Genomic DNA, 17,851 nt, shown 5'->3' with positions numbered 1-17,851 from the left:
GCCCAAGTGTATTCGGCAGGCGGGTTGTCAACCGCTTACCAAAAACGACCCCCGCAGCAGCCGCTTCGGGGGTTTGTTTTTGGGGTTAGTGCGCCGCGCGCCAAACCTCCAGAATATACCGGCTGGTCATCAGATCCAGATGCGCGCCGCCACCATTCTTATAAAGCGTGATGTCGTCAGGCTGGCGGGTGAACACACCATCTTTGTGATCGTAAAGATCGCCCACCACATCATCGCGCGCGATCACCCCGCGCGCCAGCGGGTCTTTGAATTCTCCGATATGGTCCAGAACGGTGTCACGACTGTCCATGAACAGCCGCGCACGGGTTAGGGCTTCATCATCCGCTTCCCGCATGTCCGGGCGATAGGCACCGATCAGGTCCAGATGCTGGCCCGGTCGTAACCAATCGCCCTTGATCAGCGGATCGGTGGTCATGGTCGCCGAGGTAATGATGTCGGCCCGTTTCACACCGTCCTCAAGCGAAGCGACGATTTCGGTCTTGTCACATTCATCCGCAAATTTCTGTGCGCCGTCGGGGCTGCGGTTCCAGATCAGGAAACGGGCGTCGGGAAACAGCGCGCCATAGGCGTCACGCAGGTTGCGCCCCACAGTGCCCGCGCCAACGATCAGGATCACCCTACTGTCAGGCCGCGCCAGCAGTCGCGCGCCCAGCACACTATCACCGGCGGTCTTCCATTTGGTGACCAAATGGAAATCGACAATCGCATCCAGCAACCCGGTGACATCGTCATAGAGGTTCACTGCCCCATGGATCATCGGTTCGCCCCGCGCCGGGTTGCCGGGCATGATGTTGGCGGTCTTGACTGCAATCCCAAGCCCGTCGATCCACGCCGAACGGGTGAGCATCGTATCATCGCCGCGATACAGGAACGTGTCGCCAATTTCAGCTTTGGGCCGCAAGTGACCCTGCAAAATCGCATCGGTTAGTGCGCGCCAATCCAGAAGGGTCTCGGCATCGAAGGGGATCATGGCAGGGGTCACAGGTCATCCTTGTCTAACAGTCCGCAAGCGATCAGGTGATCGGCCCAGTTGCGTGAAGTGGTAAAGTGGTGGGTTTGCCAGCCGCGATTGGCGGCAACGGCGATGTTTTCTGCCCGGTCATCGACGAACAAAAGCGTGCGCGGATCATGGCCGCAGTCAGCCTCGACCATCTCATAGATCTGCGCATCGGGTTTTGCGACCCCCATATGCCCGGAAAGATAGCGGCGGTCGAACTCTGCCAGAAACTCGAACTTTTCCTCGGCCAGAACGAATGGCTCACGGCCGAAATTCGAAAGTGCATAAACCGGATGCCCCCGTCCTTTCAACGCCCGCAGTGTTTGTACCGACAGGTCGATGGCGGGTTGAGCCATCTCAAGCCAGCGGTCATGCCACCAGCGAATTTCTGTGCGATAGGTCGGGTTTGCCTCGGCGAAGTCATAGATGACCTGCTGAAACACTCCACCCCGATCGACCCGATCATTCATCGCGTGCAGATCGAGACTTTCAAACATTTGCAGTCGGCGCTCGCGCCCGATCCATTGGTCGTAAAGGTCTTCGGGCTGCCAGCGGATCAACACGTTTCCGATGTCGAAAACGACGGCGCCGATGGTGTGGCGGGGTGAAGTTTCCTTGGTCATGCCCAGACCCTAGCGAAGCCAGATCGCGGCGCAAGCCGCTTTGCACCTATCCGTTGTCAACGGCACCGTGAAAGGCAATCACATTGGCCAGATCCTCGGACGGGATATCAGCCGAGACACAGGCATGGACATTGGTAATATGATTGAAAATCGAGCCGTCCGAGAAAAACGTGCTTGCGGTGACAAAGACGACGCGCGCGGTGGGCAGACGAAAGGCCACATAATCGGCAATCGCGATGCTGTTCCCACCGGCGAACGTTGCATTCAGGACCACCACATCAAAACTCTGGTGATCCAGCAGGTGGGTGACGCCGTCAGGATCATGTGCGCATTCAACCTCAATCCCCTGCCGCAGCAAGTGGCTGGCCCAAAGTTTGGCCAGTTCCGGGTTGGTTTCTACAATCAACACCCGCATCTTATGCACTCCGCCTTTCAGGATCGCATGAACAAGCGTGCATATCTATGACAACGCGCAGGAAAGGTTAATGGACAAAGTGCCGCGCTGGAAAAAAGGATGCCGCGTTGTGTGTATCAGATGCCGCATCCACCATTGTGTTTCGCATGATTTTCCGGTTCAAACCCCAACAGAACATGGGAGCGCGAAATGACCACCTGGATCACAATCTGTGACACATGCAAACGTGAAGACTGGGATGCGGCACGCAACCCGCTGACGGATGGCGAGGTTTTGGCCGCCCTGATCGAAGAACGCGCGTCGGGCACAGTGGTTAAAACCCGTCGCGTGTCGTGCCTGATGGGATGTGACAACAGCTGCAACGTGGCGATACAGGCAGATGGCAAGCTGTCTTATACGCTGGGCAAGTTCGATCCGACGGTCGAGGCGGCTCAGGGCGTGGTTGACTATGCCAAGGCGCATGCGGAAAGCACGTCGGGTCAGGTGCCGTACCGCGAATGGCCGCAGGCGGTGAAGGGGCATTTCGTGACGCGCCACATGCCGTTGCCTGACGGCGAATGATCCAGACCGGGCCGATACGCGATCATGGCGGCGGACTGGATGCCGCCATGGCCCAATATGGTGGCGCGCGCACGGATTGGCTGGACCTGTCCACCGGGATCAACCCCATGCCCTATCCCGTGGGCGACGTGCCGTCCTATGCGTGGGAAAGCCTGCCGGACGAAGCCGCGTTTGAGCGACTGGAGCGCGCCGCGCGCCGATTCTGGTCGGTGCCCGAGGGGGCCGCGATTCTGGCCGCGCCCGGTGCCTCGGCCCTGATTGCGCGCATCCCGTCCTTGCGTCTGGCCAGCCGGGTTGTGATCCCGGGCCCGACCTATAACGAACATGCGGCGAGTTTTCGGGGCCAGGGGTGGTCTGTCGAAGATAGCGGCAGCGCGGACGCCCGCGTGGTTGTGCACCCGAACAACCCGGACGGACATCTGTGGACAACGCCGATCTTTGACCAACCCCTGACGGTTATTGATGAAAGTTTCTGCGACGTCACACCGGACGCAAGTCATATCAATTCCGCGACTAAACCCGGCGTTCTGATCCTGAAAAGTTTTGGCAAGTTCTGGGGCTTGGCAGGGTTGCGGCTTGGCTTTGTAATTGGCGACCCTGCGCTTGTCGCTCGATTGCGAGAATCCATCGGGCCGTGGCAAATCTCTGGTCCGGCGCTGACTATTGGCACGCGGGCTTTGGCAGATCGGCACTGGGCGGACCGGACCCGCGCCCGGCTGGCCGCTGATGCGACGCGCTTGGATGAGCTGATGACAAGTAAAGGGGTGACGCTGGTCGGGGGGACTACACTTTTCCGGCTTTATGAGGTCGGCGACGCCGCCGCTTGGCAGCAACGTCTGGCCAAGGGACACATCTGGTCGCGGGTGTTTCCATATTCCGACCGATGGCTCCGACTTGGCCTGCCGTCTGCAACCGGCTGGGCACAGTTGGAACGCGCGTTATGAGCGGCGCCCTGATCCTTGTCCTCGCCTTGCTTCTGGACTCTCTGGTTGGCGAACCGGAGTGGTTGTGGAAACGCGTGCCGCACCCGGCCGTGCTGATGGGGAAGGCGATCGAATGGCTGGATCAGACATTCAACAAAGGCGACAACCCTATGGCCAGCGGGGCGCTTGGGGTGCTCGCGTTCTGTGTGATTGCGGCGATGATCGGTTGGGCCATTGAAGATGTGTCCTTCGGTGGCGTGCTAGAGGTCATCGTGGTCGCAGTCCTACTGGCGCAGAAATCGCTGACGCAGCATGTTCAGGCGGTGGCGGATGCGCTGCGGCAATCTGTGGAACAGGGGCGGGACGCGGTCAGTCAGATCGTCGGGCGCGACACCGCCGAGATGGATGGCCCCGCCGTATCCCGAAGCGCCATCGAAAGCGCGGCCGAGAACTTCTCGGACGGCGTTGTTGCGCCAGCCTTCTGGTTTCTGATCGCAGGCCTGCCGGGGATCCTTGTCTACAAGCTCGTAAACACGGCGGACAGCATGATTGGCTATCGCACCGCGCGTCACGAAGCGTTCGGCAAGTTCGCCGCCCGGCTGGATGACGCGATGAACTGGGTGCCCGCGCGCATGACAGCGGTGTTGTTCATGGTCAGCCGTTGGCAATGGCAGGCGTGGGGCGTGATCCGCCGCGATGCGCCCTTGCACCGTTCGCCCAATGCCGGTTGGCCCGAGGCCGCCATGGCCGCGACGCTGGGTGTCGCGCTGTCCGGCCCACGTTCCTATGAAGGCGAAATGCGGGACTTTCCTTGGGTGAATGCAGAGGGCGTGCGTGACATTGGCCCGAAGGAAATCGACCAATCCGTTGACCTGTTGTGGTCCGGCTGGTTGGTGATGCTCGGCTTTGTGATCCTGGTTGCGGTTGTCACCTAGTGTCAGTCAGGTAACGTGCACTTCAGTTCAATACGAGGTTGCACAATACGAGGTTGCACCATGCACAAGATCCTGACCCATGCCACATTGGCGATTTTGTTGGGCACCGCACCGTCCTTTGCCCAGCTTGTGGAATGTGGTGGCGGGTTTAATAGTTTCACCGCCGCCATGAAGGCCGAGGCGATCAATCGTGGACATGCGCAATCCGCCGTCGATGCCTTCTTTGCATCGGTTCGGCAGGATCCGGCGACGATCAAGGCAGATCGGGCGCAAGGCATCTTTCAGCGGCCGTTTATCGACTTCTCTCGTCGCTTGATCAGCAATGACCGAATGGCGCGTGGCAAGTCGATGATGAAGAAATACGATAGTGTTTTTGACAAGATGGAGCAGACATATGGCGTCAGTCGCGGCGTTCTGACGGCATTCTGGGCGTTTGAAACTGACTTCGGCGCGGTGCAGGGGGACTTCAACACTTTGAACTCGCTGATGACCCTGTCGCATGATTGCCGGCGTCCAGAGCTGTTTCAGCCACAAGTCTTTGCGGCACTGGAGCTTTTCGAGAAGGGCAGTTTCAACCCCAAAACCTCCAAGGGCGCATGGGCCGGCGAGATTGGCATGGTCCAGATGCTGCCCGGCGACATTATCGAGGCGGGTGTAGATGCCGATGGCAACGGCACGGTTGATCTGCGCACCTCGCCCCCCGATGCGCTTCTGTCCGGGGCGAATATGCTTCGCAAACTGGGTTGGCGCGCGGGCGAACCCTGGTTGCAGGAGGTGACAGTTCCCCAGGACCTCGACTGGTCAACAACCGGTCTGGACACAACGCTCAGCGTGGCTGATTGGGCAGGTCTTGGCGTGAAGCCGCGCCACGGGTCGTTCGGCGCGTCTGATCTGCAAGCATCGATTCTTTTGCCGCAGGGGCGCAAGGGACCAGCCTTCATCGCTTACCCAAATTTCAGCGTGTATTTTGAATGGAACAAGAGCTTCGTTTACGTGACCACCGCCGCCTATTTCGCCACCCGGTTGGAAGGGGCGCCGGTATACAATGCGGGCAACCCGGATCCGGCTTTCTCGGGCCAGCAGATGAAGGCACTTCAGAAAAAGCTACAGGCACGCGGGCATGATGTGGGCAAGGTCGATGGCATTCTGGGTGCAAAGACACGTGCCGCGGTTCAAAAAGAACAGGTCAGGCTTGACTTGCCAGCCGACGCATGGCCAACCGCGCAATTGTTAAAGGTGTTGTAGGTCTTGCGCATGCAGCTGTGAGCCAGCATGGATGGCCGCGCGGACGGTCAGGAAAGCACGGCCTCGAAGCTCTCTACAAGCTCGGTCCAGATGTCGAACATTTCGTCAAAGTCGTCTGAATCGACACCGGCATTCCCGGTATAGATATCGTATTCCAGCTTCTTATTTCCTTCGTCATCCTGATAAACACGGCCATAGCGTTGTTCGGCATTCCATGTATTCAGCGCCTCGGACGAGATTTCATTTTCGGCCGTGTAGCCGGCATAGAATTGAAGCGAATTGCAGTTGATGTTGTCAGAACAGCCATAAAAGAAGATGGCGAAAGTCGTGCCATAGTACTGAAGCTCGATCAACGGATCGCCCACGCTGTCTTCGGTCAGCGTGGCCGGGGCGCCAATATCTTGAAAATAAGCCAGCACGGTTTGTGGATCAGACGCTTTGATCGGATCGGCAAAAGCGCTGGTCGCCAGACCGGCTCCAATCACTGCGGACGCTGTAAGCTCTTGCAACTTCATGTCATTGCTCCTGAACCGTTTTCTGGTTCTAAAAGAGATTGTCAGGTTGCGCAACGGATCGCTCAGGCCACCAGTGCCTCGGCCTTCTTCAGATCGACGCTGACCAACTGGCTTACACCCATTTCGGCCATGGTCACACCGAACAGTCGATCCATCCGCGCCATGGTGACGGCGTGGTGGGTGATGATCAGGAACCGTGTGTCGGTTCGGCGGGTCATCTCGTCCAGCAGGTCACAGAACCGCGTGACGTTGGAATCGTCCAAAGGTGCGTCCACCTCGTCCAGCACACAGATCGGGGCCGGGTTGGCCAAGAACACCGCGAAGATCAAGGCCAGCGCGGTCAGTGTCTGTTCCCCGCCCGACAACAGGCTGAGCGTCGAGAGCTTCTTGCCCGGCGGTTGGCACATGATCTCGAGCCCGGCTTCCAGCGGGTCATCGCTTTCGACCAGAACCAGCTTGGCCTCGCCGCCGCCGAAAAGATGTTTGAACAGATTGCCGAAGCTGGCGTTTACCTGCTCAAATGCCGTCAGCAGACGTTCGCGACCTTCCTTGTTCAGGCTCGCGATGCCTGCACGCAGCTTCTTGATCGCCTCATCCAGATCAGTCTTTTCCTTCAGCAGCGTGTCGTGCTCTTCCTGAACCTCTTTCGCGTCTTCTTCGGCGCGCAGGTTCACCGCCCCTAATGCGTCGCGTTGGCGTTTCAGACGGTTTACGTCATGCTCGATTTGTTCAGACGATGGCATCTTGTCGGGATCGGTATCCAAACTGTCCAGCAGGGCGTCCGGTGTGGCTTCCATATCCTCGGCAATGCGCTCGGCGGCATAGGTTACGGTTTCGCGCGCGGCATCGGTGCGGGCTTCGGCACGGGCGCGGGCCTCGCGGGCCTCGCCTGCGGCGCGTTCGGCACCCCGTTCAGCCGTGGCGGCCTGACGCTCGGCAGTTTCACCTTCAGCCAGTTTGTCGGCGGATGCTTTGCGCCGGGTTTCCGCTTCGCCGATCGCATTTGTCAGTTCACCCCGCTTGGCAGCCAATGCCTCGGGCGCTGCGTTTGCTTCGCTCAACTCAGTTTCGCTTTCGGCCTTGCGTTCTTGCAGCTCGGCAATCCGTTTGCCCGCCGTTTCAAGCCGATGCTTCCAGCCCGAGACTTCCTTCGTGATCTCCTGACTCCGGCGGGTCCGGGCCTCACCCTCTCGACGCAATTCGTCATGGGTCGAGCGTTTGGTCATCATCGTCATGCGCGCGGCTTCCACTGCCATCTTGACGTCCTCGACCTGCGCGCGGGCAGCCTCCAGATCTCCCAGGTCGGTCACACCGCGCTCGGCATCAATCAACCGCTGACGCGCGCCCATGGTTTCTTCTTCATGGCGTTTCAGCGCCATACCAAGGTTTTCCAGCTTGCCACCCGCGATGTTGCGGTCCGCTTCAGCGCGCGACAGGGCGCGGTTGGCGTCTGCCATGGCGCGGTCCGCATCGCGGCGCACGTCCCGTGCATGCTTATCGGCCTCGGTTGTTTCAACCAGACGCGCCTTCAGCGTTTCATGCGCCGCGCGCGCACCATCCGCACGGGCCGAGGCGTCTTCCAGTTCCTGTTTCAGCTCTTGCAAACGGTTCAGTTGCTCTAGCCGCAAGGCCGCGGTCGAAGGTTGATCTTCCGCACCCGCGCGGAACCCGTCCCAGCGCCACAAGTCCCCTTCCATCGACACCAGCCGCTGGCCGGGCTTCAACTCGGTCTGAAGCCGTGCAGCGTCTTGCGTTCTGACCAAGCCAATCTGGCTCATCCGGCGGGCCAACACTTCGGGCACGGTCACGTAGTTTGACAGCGCACTGACACCTTTAGGCAGTGATTGCGCCTGCGCATAAGCGGGGAGCGACGCCCAGCCTGACGGCGCGTCCCCGTCAATCGCTGGTGCACGCAAGTCATCCGCCAAGGCCGCGCCAAGCGCCTTTTCGTATCCCGGCTTCACGCGCAGATCGTCCAGAACCTGCCCGCCTTCGGACGCGTCACGCTCCACCAATCGCGCCAAGGCCTGAACCTCGGCGTGCAGGGCATTCAATTCACCTTCGGCGGCAGACCGGGCGGCACGGGCATCAGCCTCGCGGGCCTGTGCATCCGCACGCGCATCGTCGGCAGCGGCCAATGCAGCTTCTGCTTCTTCGGCGGCTCTAGAGGCAGTCGCTTCGGCGGTTTTGGCCGCTTCGTAATCTGCACCGGCCTTGCCCAATGCGGCCTTTGCTTCGTCCATAGCCGAACGGGCGCGGTCGGCTTCGCCTTCGCTTTTCTCAAGTGATTTGCGACTGTCTTCCAACAGGCGGTGCGCCGACTGGTGGCGGGCCGCCAGCCGGGCGACGTCTTCGGTCAGTTGCGTCAGATCGCCTTCGCGCTCTTGCAGAATCGCGGCACTTTCGCGCGCTTCGGCACTTGCGGCTTCCAGTGCGGCATCATGCCCGTCGGACGCCTTGGTGATCTGCGACTGTTCCCACTCCAACCGCTCGATCGTTTCGCCCGCATCCTTGTTCAACCCACTTTCACGCTCCATATCGCGCGTCAGTTGGGCGATCCGGGCGGTCAGCGTTTCAATCCGCTGCCGGGCTTGGGCTTCCTGGTCCGACAACTGGTCGTGCTGGACTTGCAGGCGTTGCAGGATGGCGGCAGCGACGGCTTCTTCCTCGCGCAGCGGGGGCAGACGATCCTCGGCCTCTTGCCGGGCCTTGGTGGCGGCGCGCGACGCCCCTTCGGCAGCAGCGGCGGCTTTTACGCGTTCGGTCAGCTGGGCCTCGGCCTCGGCACGCGCCGCATCGGCTTCTTTCCAGCGGCGATACAGAAGCAACCCCTCGGCGCGGCGCAGATCGTCGCCGATGGTGCGATACCGGGCGGCCTGCCGGGCCTGCCGCGCGAGTTGACCCAGTTGGGATGCCAGTTGTTCGATCACATCTTCGACGCGCGACAGGTTGGTCTCGGTGCCTTTAAGTTTCAACTCGGCTTCGTGCCGACGTTGATACAGGCCCGAGATGCCCGCCGCTTCTTCCAGAATGCGGCGCCGCGACTTGGGTTTGGCGTTGATCAACTCGCTGATCTGCCCCTGCCGCACCAACGCGGGCGAATGCGCCCCGGTTGACGCATCGGCGAACAGCATTTGCACGTCCCGCGCCCGCACGTCCTTGGTGTTGACCTTATAGGCCGACCCGGCGTCACGGGTGATCCGGCGCACAATCTCAAGATTGTCATTGTCGTTGAACCCCGAGGGGGCCAACCGCTCGCTGTTATCCAGCAGCAACGCCACTTCGGCAAAGTTGCGGGCAGGCCGGGTTGACGCGCCTGCGAAGATCACGTCCTCCATCCCGCCGCCACGCATCGCAGTGGGGCGGTTTTCACCCATAACCCAGCGCAGGGCTTCCAGCAGGTTCGACTTGCCGCAGCCGTTTGGCCCGACCACGCCTGTCAGCCCGTCCGCGATCACCAGATCGGTCGGGTCCACGAAGCTTTTGAAGCCATTCAGTCGGAGTTTCGAAAACCGCAAGCGGTCTGCCTCATCATTGATTCTTCTTGAACCCGGAGTTTTCCGGGGGAAACGGGGCGAGTCAACGGCAGACGTCGATATATGGGTGCAATTGGCAGGTTATCCACAAGATATTGCATCTGCCTGCCGTCCTGAACCGAACCTTTGCCGCCAAACCCGCCCATCGAGTCGGTTTCCGTCTTGACCCCGCCAAGCCCCACGCGGCAAACAAGTCCGGCATGGTTCCCATTGGGACAAGAGGGAATGCAGCGGAGGCGACCCAATCCGGGGCCTGATGTTGCAGCCGCCCCCGCGACTGTAAGCGGAGAGCACCTGCACGATGCCACTGGCCCTGATCGGCTGGGAAGGCGGCAGGGGCCTCGACCCGCGAAGCCAGGAGACCTGCCATGCCAAAATGCAACCCACCCGTCGGGGAGACGGGGTATGGAGGACAAGATGCAAGCAAAGATACCGGCCACCGTCGTCACGGGCTTTCTGGGCGCGGGCAAGACCACGTTGATCCGTCACATGCTGGACAACGCAAACGGCAAGCGCATCGCACTGATCATCAACGAATTTGGCGATCTGGGTGTGGATGGGGACATTCTGAAAGGCTGCGGGGACGAAACTTGCAGCGAAGACGATATCATGGAACTGTCGAACGGTTGCATCTGCTGCACTGTGGCAGAGGATTTCATTCCGACGTTGGAAAAGCTGTTGAACCGCGATACGCCTCCCGATCACATCGTGATCGAAACCTCGGGTTTGGCGCTGCCTCAACCCCTCGTTCGAGCGTTTCAGTGGCCTGAAATCTCGACCCGCGTGACGGTTGATGGTGTTGTGACCGTGGTGGATGGCAAAGCCGTTTCGGACGGCCAATTCGCGTCGAACCTTGCGGCAATCGAGGCGCAGCGCAAGATGGATGACAACCTAGACCACGAAACGCCATTGTCAGAACTGTTCGCCGATCAGGTGGCTTGTGCCGACATGATCGTCGTGAACAAATCTGACCTGCTGGGCGAGGATGAAGCCGCGGCGCTGGTCGGCAAGCTGTCCGGCGATGCGCGCAAAGGTGTGCAGGTCGTGCGCACCTCAATGGGCGCGATTCCGATCGAGGTGTTGCTGGGTCAGGGCGTCGGTGCCGAAGATGATATGGCCGCACGTCACGAAGTGCATCACCATCACCACCATGATGATGACCACGATGATGACCATCACGACGATGATCACCACCATCATCATGACCACGACCATGATGCGTTCGAAAGTTTTGTTGTGACGCGGGCCGAAGTCGCTGATCCGGGAGCGTTTGCCGAACAGGTTGCCCAGACGATCCGCGACCACAACATCCTGCGCCTGAAAGGCTTTGCCGCCGTATCTGGGAAACCCATGCGCCTGACCCTGCAAGCGGTCGGTCCGCGCGTGGATACCTACTACGACCAGCCCTTCGGCGCACAACCACGCGAAACGCGGCTGGTGGTGATTGGCCAGTCGGGGCTGGATCGCGTGGCCATCGAAAAGGCCCTGGTGGCATGACCATCGACGTGACTCCCGGCGATCCCCGCGATCCCGGGGTCGCCGCTTTGCTTCGGCAAAGTCACGCGTTGATGGAAGAACTGTTCCCGCCGGAAGACAATTTCTATCTGGACATCGACGACCTTTGCGTGCCCGAGATTTCATTCTTCGTGGCGCGCGAGGAGGGTCGCGTGCTGGGCACTGGGGCGTTGGCCGACAAGGGCAGCTATGGCGAGGTGAAGTCGATGTTCGTCGCCACCGAGGCGCGCGGCAAAGGTGTCGGCGAGGCGCTTCTGGCGCGGATCGAAGAGACTGCCCGCCAAAAGGGTCTGGCCGCCTTGAAGCTGGAAACGGGCAATGTGCTTCACGCGGCGCACCGGCTTTACCAGCGCGCCGGTTTCAGCATTTGTGGTCCGTTCGGAGGCTACCCCGAGGCGTACAGCTCAATCTTCATGGAGAAGGCGCTGTGACGAATGCTCAGCCCTTCTTCGCCTTGGCGGCGGCTTTCATGCGTGCCAGCAGGGCCGCCTTGTCGTCCTTTCGGTTCAGCGGGTTCTTTTCGGTTCCACGGGCGTTGTGTTCGGAATGGCGCGGGGTGCCTTTGGCGGGCTTGGGCGCGCCGGCTGCTTTATAGTCCATCGTTCTACCTTGATTGGGCATGTGTTTGCCCGGTCACATAACACCAATTCGCAAAGGGCGCGACATGCATCTTCTGGCCGCCACACCCGGTTCCATCGACGACGGAAAGGAACCCGTCGATCTGGGGCAGACGCCTGCCGACGTGGTGTTCATATCGGCCGCAGATACGGAACTGGCAGGTCTGTCGCAAGCGCGCGGTGAGATGACCAACCCACCCGGGTTGCGTTTGGCCAACATGATGCATCTGGCGCACCCAATGTCGGTTGATCTGCATATCGACAATTGCGCGACCAAATCCAGGCTGGTGATCGCCCGCGTGCTGGGCGGTGTCGGTTATTGGAAATACGGGGCCGAGCAATACGCGGCGCATTTGCGCGACACGGGCGTGCCCTTGGCCCTGTTGCCCGGTGACGACAAGCCAGATGCCGAATTGCGGGCGTTGTCGACGGTTTCGGATGAGGATTATGACGCGCTCTGGGCCTATCTGGTCGAAGGCGGGCCGGAAAATGCGGTCGGGTTCCTGAATTACACCCGTGCCATGCTGGATGGCAGCGACAAACCCGAAGCCGCACGCCCCTTGTTGCGCGCAGGCGTCTATTGGCCCGGCGCCGGGGTATCCGATCTGGGCACGGCGCGGGCAGACTGGACCGATGGCGCCCCCTTGGTGCCGATCATTTTTTACCGCGCGCTGGTGCAGGGGGCAGGGCTGAACCCGATCAACCGGTTGGTTCGGGCGCTGCTCAGGCAGGGTCTGAACCCTCTGCCCGTGTTCGTCGCGTCGCTGAAAGACCCGGTGTCGGTCGCGACGATGGAGCATTTGTTCACCGAGGCCGCTCCGGATGTGATCCTGAACTGCACCTCGTTTGCGGTGGGATCGCCGCATGAGGACGACACAGCGCAACCGGCGAACCCATTCCAGTTGCCTTGGTGCCAAGCCGCCCCGGTCTTTCAGGTCGTGCTTGCCGGATCCAGCGAAGAGGCATGGGCCGAAGGTCTGACCGGCCTGTCGGCCCGCGACATCGCGATGAACGTCGCGCTGCCCGAGGTGGACGGGCGCATCCTGTCCCGCGCCATAAGCTTCAAAGGCGAGGCGTTCTTTGACGACGCCACCGAATGCCCCATCGCCACCTATCGCGCGCGCGGCGACCGCGTGCAATTCGTGGCCGAGCTTGCCGCCAGTTGGGCCAAGCTGCGGCGGGCGAAAGCGGCGGATCGGCGCGTGGCATTGATCATGGCGAACTATCCCAACAAGGACGGGCGGCTGGCCAATGGTGTCGGGCTGGATACGCCTGCTGCGGTCGTTCATGCGCTGGGCCTGTTGAACATCAACGGCTATCGCGTTACCGGTGCCCCCGCCGACAGTGACACTTTGATGCAAGCGGTGATGACCGGACCGACCAACTGGCTGACAGACCGGGCCGCGCGCGCAGGCGGCGTCGCCCTGTCGATGGCGGACTATCAAATCAGCTATGGTCAACTGCCATGGACCTTGCGCGAAGCCATCGAAACGCGCTGGGGCAAGCCCGAAGCCGACCCGTTCTATACCCCCGGTGATGTCGATTGCGGATCGTTCGCCCTGGCTGTTCTGCAATATGGCAACGTGGTCGTCGGTGTGCAGCCCGCACGTGGTTACAACATCGACCCGACCGACACCTATCACAGCCCCGACCTTGTTCCGCCACACAATTACCTCGCCTTCTATTTCTGGCTGCGCCACACGTTCGGTGCCCATGCGATCGTGCATATGGGCAAGCATGGCAACCTTGAATGGCTGCCGGGGAAATCGGTGGCGCTGTCCGGTGAATGCTGGCCCGAGGCTGTGCTTGGCCCGATACCGCATGTCTATCCGTTCATCGTCAACGATCCGGGCGAAGGCACACAAGCCAAGCGCCGATCACAAGCGGTGATCATCGACCACCTGACACCGCCTTTGACACGGGCCGAAACCTATGGCCCGCTGCGCGATCTGGAAGCACTGGTGGACGAGTATTACGAAGCCGCCGGAGTTGATCCCCGCCGGATTGAATATCTGCGCCGCGAGATTCTGACGCTGACTTCGGCCACCGGGCTGGACGTTGATGTCGGGATGGTCGGAGATGACGAGGATCAGGATCTTGCCAAGCTCGACGCGTATCTGTGTGAACTGAAAGAAGCCCAGATCCGTGATGGTTTGCACATCTTTGGCCAGTCGCCGGAAGGCCGATTGGAGCGGGATCTTGTGCAAGCACTGGTTCGTGTGCCGCGCGGGTCGGGCGAGGGTGGAGATGCGTCACTCATCCGGGCTTTGGCCAAGGATCTGGAGTTGGACTTCGATCCGCTGGATTGCGACATGGCCGCGCCCTGGACCGGGCCGCGCCCCGACCTGTTGTCGGGCGAAGGGTCATGGCGCAGCCATGGTGATACGGTCGAAAGGCTTGAAGAGTTGGCATCGCGTATGCTCGACGGTGAAATCAAGGAACCTGGGGACGCCAGTGCTGCCGTTTTGACCGAGATTGCCGCGCGCGTGCGTCCAAATGTGGCAGCCTGTGGTCCCGGCGAGGAAACGGGGCTTCTCACCGCCCTTGCAGGGCAATTCGTCGCCCCTGCGCCGTCCGGCGCGCCAACCCGCGGGCGGTTGGATACGCTGCCAACTGGCCGAAACTTCTATTCCGTCGACAGCCGCGCCGTGCCCACCCCGACCGCCTGGGCGCTGGGCTGGAAATCGGCCAGCCTTTTGATTGAGAAACACCTGCAAACCCATGGCGATTGGCCGCGCGCCATGTTGGTAACTGCGTGGGGCACCGCGAATATGCGCACCGGCGGCGACGACATCGCACAAACGCTGGCGCTGATGGGTGTGAAGCCGAAATGGGACAGCGCCAATCGGCGCGTCACGGGGTTCGAGGTGATCCCGGCGACCGCGCTGGGCCGTCCACGTGTAGACGTAACGTTGCGTGTTTCCGGTTTCTTCCGCGATGCGTTCCCGCAGCTTATATCTCTGGTCGATAGCGCTGCGCGCGCAGTGCAGGCGCTGGATGAACCTGACGATGTGAACCCTGCTGCCGTGCGGGTGCGGGCGGGTGAGGCCGCGCATAGGGTCTATGGTTCGAAACCCGGTGCGTATGGCGCGGGGCTTCAGGCAATGATCGACGAACGGCTTTGGGCAAACAAGGCCGACTTGGCCAACGCCTATCTGGAATGGGGTGGGTACGCCTATGGCGCGGGCAGCGAAGGCGCGCGCGACCGGGAAGGGTTCGAGGCGCGGTTGAGCCAGGTCGAAGCCATCGTGCAGAACCAGGACAATCGCGAACACGATATCTTGGACAGCGATGATTATTACCAGTTTGAGGGCGGGGCGGCCGCTGCCGTGTCCACGTTGCAGGGGCGAGATCGGCCGATCTATCACAACGACCACTCGCGCCCCGAACGTCCCGTGATCCGCACCCTGGATGACGAGATCGGGCGGGTGGTGCGATCGCGCGTGGTGAACCCCAAATGGATCGAAGGTGTGAAGCGCCATGGCTACAAGGGAGCGTTCGAGATTGCCGCGACGGTCGATTACTTGTTCGCCTTTGCGGCCACCACGGGCGCGGTGAAAGGGCACCATTTCGATCTGGTTTATTCAGCCTTCATCGACGACGATGACACGCGCGACTTCATTGACGAACACAATGCGCCTGCGTTGAAGGAAATCGCCGAACGTCTGACCGAAGCGATAGAACGCGGGCTTTGGATGCCCCGGTCGAATTCGGCTCGGGCGCGGTTGGATGCGCTCAGATGAAACCCCGTCAAGTTTCGCCTGATGAAGATACCGCGCCCATCCTCGCGCTTCTGCATCGCGCGTTTGCACAGATGGAGGGGCGTATTGACCCCCCAAGCTCGCTGCACCGGTTGACCCCCTCTGGGATTGCGGAGCAGGCCCGCATGGGCGAGGTCTGGGTGATTGAAGATAAGGCTTGTATTTTCCTGACCCCGCAATCTGATGCAACGCCTCCAGATCTTTATATCGGAAAGCTGGCTGTGGACCCTGCAGCGCGGGGGCAAGGGCTGGCGCGGCATCTGATCAAGCTTGCCGAAGACCGCGCCGCTGTGCTTGGTCTTTCACGTCTGGTTTTGCAAACGCGCGTTGAACTGGTCGACAACCACGCCATATTCCAACATCTCGGGTTCGTGAAAACTGCCGAGATTGCTCATGACGGGTTTGATCGGCCCACGTCGTATCGATTTGAGAAATCCCTGCGCGGGTAACGTCCATTACTGCGCCCAAGTGCCTTAGCCGCAATCAATCTCGGCCCGCTGGATGGCTTGATCACCGGACAATGACCCCTCGACCACCTTGCAACCAGTGGCCTGTTCGATGGCGGTCTTGGCGCGGGCAAGGATGACGGGGATTCGTGGCAACGCTTCGAAACTTGTGCGATAAACCTCAACCCAGTTTTCGCGCCGGTGAACCGAAAAGGTTGAGCCGTCGACGGTTGCTTTCTTCACGCTGGTGTCGGCGGACATGAACTGCGGGCTGGGGCTGTCGCAGGCGGCAACAACCAGGCCGGTTACAAGAAACGCGGCACAGGTACGAATGGGTTTCACTCTGACTCTCCTGTTTCTGGGCAGGTTGCGACAGGATGGTTAACAACCGGTTAAGAACCAGTGAGGTCGCAGGTGCGACAACATGTGCACCGCGTTTGCTTGCTTTGGGGGACAAACAGTTCTATTGATATTCAAGAAAATGAATATGAATGGAGAGGTCCAATGCACCCCAATCGCCCAGCGGACAAGTACTCGCCGCTCTACTTCCTTGCCTCGGTCGGGGCAGGTGGCCTGACGGTTACATTTTTCATGTACCTGATGTTCTGGGTGCCCCACCAAGACCGACCGGTGCCTGTCTTCGAAGACATATTCGCGACCCTTGGGGCCGGATCGGTCGGCCTGAAAACTGCCATTGCTGTGGCACTTGTCGGTATCGCGACATTTGTTTTTCTGAACATCAAGTATCTGGTGTGGAACCTGAAGGCCTTCTTGGCCTTTCGTAAATCGGACGCTTATGAATCGCTGAAGAAATCAAATGCAGAAACGACCATACTGGCAATGCCGTTGGCCCTGGCGATGAGCGTGAACGCGCTGTTCATTGTCGGCTTGGTGTTTGTGCCTGGCCTGTGGTCAATCGTCGAATACCTGTTTCCCTTCGCGATGGCGGCGTTTCTGGCCATCGGTGTTCAGGCGCTGATCTATATCGGTGATTTTCTTGGGCGCGTGTTAACCAACGGGGGAGTCTTCGATGTGACCGCGCATAACAGCTTTGCCCAGATGCTGCCGGCCTTCGCGCTGGCCATGATCGCGGTTGGCTTCTCGGCCCCCGCCGCGATGAGCACCAATTCCGTGGTCGTCGGCGTCTCTCTCGTCGGGTCAACCTTCTTCGGGATCGCCTCGGTTATCTATGCAGCGCTGGCCTTGTTCACGGCGTTCAACTCGATGCTGCATTATGGCACCTCGAAAGAAACCGCACCGACGCTTCTGATCGTGATCCCCTTGATGACCGTTCTTGGCATCATGGCGATGCGTCAGAACCACGGATTGCATGCCACCTTCGAAGCCCAAGTGACGGCGGGCGAAACCATGGTCTTGCTGGCCCGGTTGCTGACGGTTCAGGTGCTGTTCGGCCTGATGGGTCTGGTTGTGCTGGCCCGCCATGGTTACTGGAAAAGCTATGTGATCGGCAACGAAACCTCGCCGGGGTCCTACGCGCTGGTCTGCCCCGGTGTGGCCTTGTCGGTGCTAATTCAGTTCTTCGTGAATGCCGGGCTGGTACAAGCGGGCTTGGTGGACAAATTCTCGGTGATCTACTGGATCGTGACGGCAATCGCCATTGCCTTCCAGTTCGCCATGATCGCTATGGTTTTCCGTCTGAACAAGCAGCATTTCGGGCGCGCGACATCGCAGGTTGTGCTTGCCGAGTGATCTGAACACCATCGAAATTGCAGAGGGCGTG

16 protein-coding genes and 1 riboswitch are annotated in these 17,851 nt (G+C 60.5%); of the genes, 9 read left to right on the top strand and 7 right to left on the bottom strand.

The window, feature by feature from the left end:
* Nucleotides 1-85: 85 nt before the first annotated feature.
* From BMY55_RS00430 to BMY55_RS00420, 3 genes are read right to left on the bottom strand one after another with little or no spacing between them, the layout of a single operon-like run.
* Nucleotides 86-1,003 carry an ornithine cyclodeaminase family protein gene (locus BMY55_RS00430; RefSeq protein ID WP_245744608.1) on the bottom strand — a complete coding sequence of 306 codons (918 nt, stop codon included), beginning with the start codon at nt 1,001-1,003 and terminating at the stop codon, nt 86-88.
* The gene (locus BMY55_RS00425; protein WP_091427321.1) at nt 1,000-1,641 is read right to left on the bottom strand and encodes an HAD family hydrolase; all 642 of its coding nucleotides are present in this window, start codon (nt 1,639-1,641) and stop codon (nt 1,000-1,002) included. The genes BMY55_RS00430 and BMY55_RS00425 overlap by 4 nt, the downstream gene beginning before the upstream one ends.
* Nucleotides 1,642-1,687: 46 nt before the next feature.
* A complete protein-coding gene (locus tag BMY55_RS00420) occupies nt 1,688-2,056 on the bottom strand; it encodes a response regulator (protein WP_091427319.1) in 369 nt (122 codons plus the stop codon).
* A 189-nt stretch (nt 2,057-2,245) separates the two neighbouring features.
* On the opposite strand from BMY55_RS00420, the gene BMY55_RS00415 reads away from it, so the two are divergent.
* Genes BMY55_RS00415 through BMY55_RS00400 form a run of 4 tightly spaced genes read left to right on the top strand, consistent with a single transcriptional unit; the run spans nt 2,246 to nt 5,720 of the window.
* Nucleotides 2,246-2,617: a DUF1636 family protein gene (locus tag BMY55_RS00415; RefSeq protein WP_091427317.1), complete on the top strand. Its 372-nt coding sequence runs from the start codon at nt 2,246-2,248 to the stop codon at nt 2,615-2,617.
* Nucleotides 2,614-3,561: a threonine-phosphate decarboxylase gene (locus BMY55_RS00410; protein ID WP_091427315.1), complete on the top strand. Its 948-nt coding sequence runs from the start codon at nt 2,614-2,616 to the stop codon at nt 3,559-3,561. Before BMY55_RS00415 ends, BMY55_RS00410 begins: the two co-directional genes overlap by 4 nt.
* Nucleotides 3,558-4,475 (top strand): adenosylcobinamide-phosphate synthase CbiB, encoded by a 918-nt coding sequence (gene cbiB, locus BMY55_RS00405; protein ID WP_091427313.1) that lies wholly within the window; start codon nt 3,558-3,560, stop codon nt 4,473-4,475. Before BMY55_RS00410 ends, cbiB begins: the two co-directional genes overlap by 4 nt.
* 60 nt (nt 4,476-4,535) lie before the next feature.
* Nucleotides 4,536-5,720 (top strand): lytic murein transglycosylase, encoded by a 1,185-nt coding sequence (locus tag BMY55_RS00400; RefSeq protein WP_091427311.1) that lies wholly within the window; start codon nt 4,536-4,538, stop codon nt 5,718-5,720.
* 47 nt (nt 5,721-5,767) lie between these two features.
* On the opposite strand, the gene BMY55_RS00395 is transcribed toward BMY55_RS00400, so the two are convergent.
* Both BMY55_RS00395 and smc read right to left on the bottom strand, forming a co-directional pair.
* Nucleotides 5,768-6,235: a YbjN domain-containing protein gene (locus BMY55_RS00395; RefSeq protein ID WP_091427309.1), complete on the bottom strand. Its 468-nt coding sequence runs from the start codon at nt 6,233-6,235 to the stop codon at nt 5,768-5,770.
* Nucleotides 6,236-6,297: 62 nt separating this feature from the next.
* A complete protein-coding gene (gene smc, locus BMY55_RS00390; protein WP_091427307.1) occupies nt 6,298-9,753 on the bottom strand; it encodes a chromosome segregation protein SMC in 3,456 nt (1,151 codons plus the stop codon).
* Between the two features lie 202 nt (nt 9,754-9,955).
* A riboswitch (cobalamin riboswitch) is annotated at nt 9,956-10,156 on the top strand.
* 32 nt (nt 10,157-10,188) lie between these two features.
* On the opposite strand from smc, the gene cobW reads away from it, so the two are divergent.
* Nucleotides 10,189-11,268 (top strand): cobalamin biosynthesis protein CobW, encoded by a 1,080-nt coding sequence (gene cobW, locus BMY55_RS00385; protein WP_091431864.1) that lies wholly within the window; start codon nt 10,189-10,191, stop codon nt 11,266-11,268.
* Nucleotides 11,265-11,717, top strand: a complete 453-nt coding sequence (locus BMY55_RS00380; RefSeq protein WP_091427305.1) for a GNAT family N-acetyltransferase — start codon at nt 11,265-11,267, stop codon at nt 11,715-11,717. The genes cobW and BMY55_RS00380 overlap by 4 nt, the downstream gene beginning before the upstream one ends.
* A gap of 7 nt (nt 11,718-11,724) precedes the next feature.
* Here BMY55_RS00380 and BMY55_RS16845 read toward each other — a convergent pair whose 3' ends face one another.
* A complete protein-coding gene (locus tag BMY55_RS16845; protein ID WP_177179257.1) occupies nt 11,725-11,886 on the bottom strand; it encodes a hypothetical protein in 162 nt (53 codons plus the stop codon).
* Nucleotides 11,887-11,950: 64 nt separating this feature from the next.
* Here BMY55_RS16845 and cobN point away from each other — a divergent pair, with 64 nt between their 5' ends.
* Complete coding sequence (gene cobN, locus BMY55_RS00375; RefSeq protein WP_091427303.1) at nt 11,951-15,646, top strand: cobaltochelatase subunit CobN; 3,696 nt, start codon at nt 11,951-11,953, stop codon at nt 15,644-15,646.
* Nucleotides 15,643-16,113: a GNAT family N-acetyltransferase gene (locus BMY55_RS00370; RefSeq protein ID WP_091427302.1), complete on the top strand. Its 471-nt coding sequence runs from the start codon at nt 15,643-15,645 to the stop codon at nt 16,111-16,113. Before cobN ends, BMY55_RS00370 begins: the two co-directional genes overlap by 4 nt.
* Nucleotides 16,114-16,137: 24 nt before the next feature.
* Here the strand turns inward: BMY55_RS00370 and BMY55_RS00365 are convergent, their stop codons facing one another.
* Entirely contained in the window at nt 16,138-16,452 is a 315-nt protein-coding gene (locus BMY55_RS00365; RefSeq protein ID WP_091427300.1) for a hypothetical protein, read from the bottom strand.
* A gap of 162 nt (nt 16,453-16,614) precedes the next feature.
* On the opposite strand from BMY55_RS00365, the gene BMY55_RS00360 reads away from it, so the two are divergent.
* A complete protein-coding gene (locus BMY55_RS00360; RefSeq protein ID WP_091427298.1) occupies nt 16,615-17,820 on the top strand; it encodes a TsoY family (seleno)protein in 1,206 nt (401 codons plus the stop codon).
* Nucleotides 17,821-17,851: the final 31 nt, after the last annotated feature.

Source organism: Aliiroseovarius sediminilitoris (assembly GCF_900109955.1).
Taxonomy (GTDB): domain Bacteria; phylum Pseudomonadota; class Alphaproteobacteria; order Rhodobacterales; family Rhodobacteraceae; genus Aliiroseovarius; species Aliiroseovarius sediminilitoris.
The sequence above is the reverse complement of the archived record's forward strand: the minus strand, read 5'-3'. Positions and strand labels throughout refer to the sequence as shown.

What these genes read in the sequence shown, in the direction of transcription:
- BMY55_RS00415 (WP_091427317.1), top strand. Translation starts at nt 2,246, where the DNA reads ATGACCACCTGGATCACAATCTGTGACACATGCAAACGTGAAGACTGG.
- cobW (WP_091431864.1), top strand. Translation starts at nt 10,189, where the DNA reads ATGCAAGCAAAGATACCGGCCACCGTCGTCACGGGCTTTCTGGGCGCG.
- cobN (WP_091427303.1), top strand. Translation starts at nt 11,951, where the DNA reads ATGCATCTTCTGGCCGCCACACCCGGTTCCATCGACGACGGAAAGGAA.
- BMY55_RS00410 (WP_091427315.1), top strand. Translation starts at nt 2,614, where the DNA reads ATGATCCAGACCGGGCCGATACGCGATCATGGCGGCGGACTGGATGCC.
- BMY55_RS16845 (WP_177179257.1), bottom strand. Translation starts at nt 11,886, where the DNA reads ATGGACTATAAAGCAGCCGGCGCGCCCAAGCCCGCCAAAGGCACCCCG.
- BMY55_RS00380 (WP_091427305.1), top strand. Translation starts at nt 11,265, where the DNA reads ATGACCATCGACGTGACTCCCGGCGATCCCCGCGATCCCGGGGTCGCC.
- BMY55_RS00370 (WP_091427302.1), top strand. Translation starts at nt 15,643, where the DNA reads ATGAAACCCCGTCAAGTTTCGCCTGATGAAGATACCGCGCCCATCCTC.
- BMY55_RS00420 (WP_091427319.1), bottom strand. Translation starts at nt 2,056, where the DNA reads ATGCGGGTGTTGATTGTAGAAACCAACCCGGAACTGGCCAAACTTTGG.
- BMY55_RS00395 (WP_091427309.1), bottom strand. Translation starts at nt 6,235, where the DNA reads ATGAAGTTGCAAGAGCTTACAGCGTCCGCAGTGATTGGAGCCGGTCTG.
- BMY55_RS00425 (WP_091427321.1), bottom strand. Translation starts at nt 1,641, where the DNA reads ATGACCAAGGAAACTTCACCCCGCCACACCATCGGCGCCGTCGTTTTC.
- BMY55_RS00400 (WP_091427311.1), top strand. Translation starts at nt 4,536, where the DNA reads ATGCACAAGATCCTGACCCATGCCACATTGGCGATTTTGTTGGGCACC.
- cbiB (WP_091427313.1), top strand. Translation starts at nt 3,558, where the DNA reads ATGAGCGGCGCCCTGATCCTTGTCCTCGCCTTGCTTCTGGACTCTCTG.
- BMY55_RS00360 (WP_091427298.1), top strand. Translation starts at nt 16,615, where the DNA reads ATGCACCCCAATCGCCCAGCGGACAAGTACTCGCCGCTCTACTTCCTT.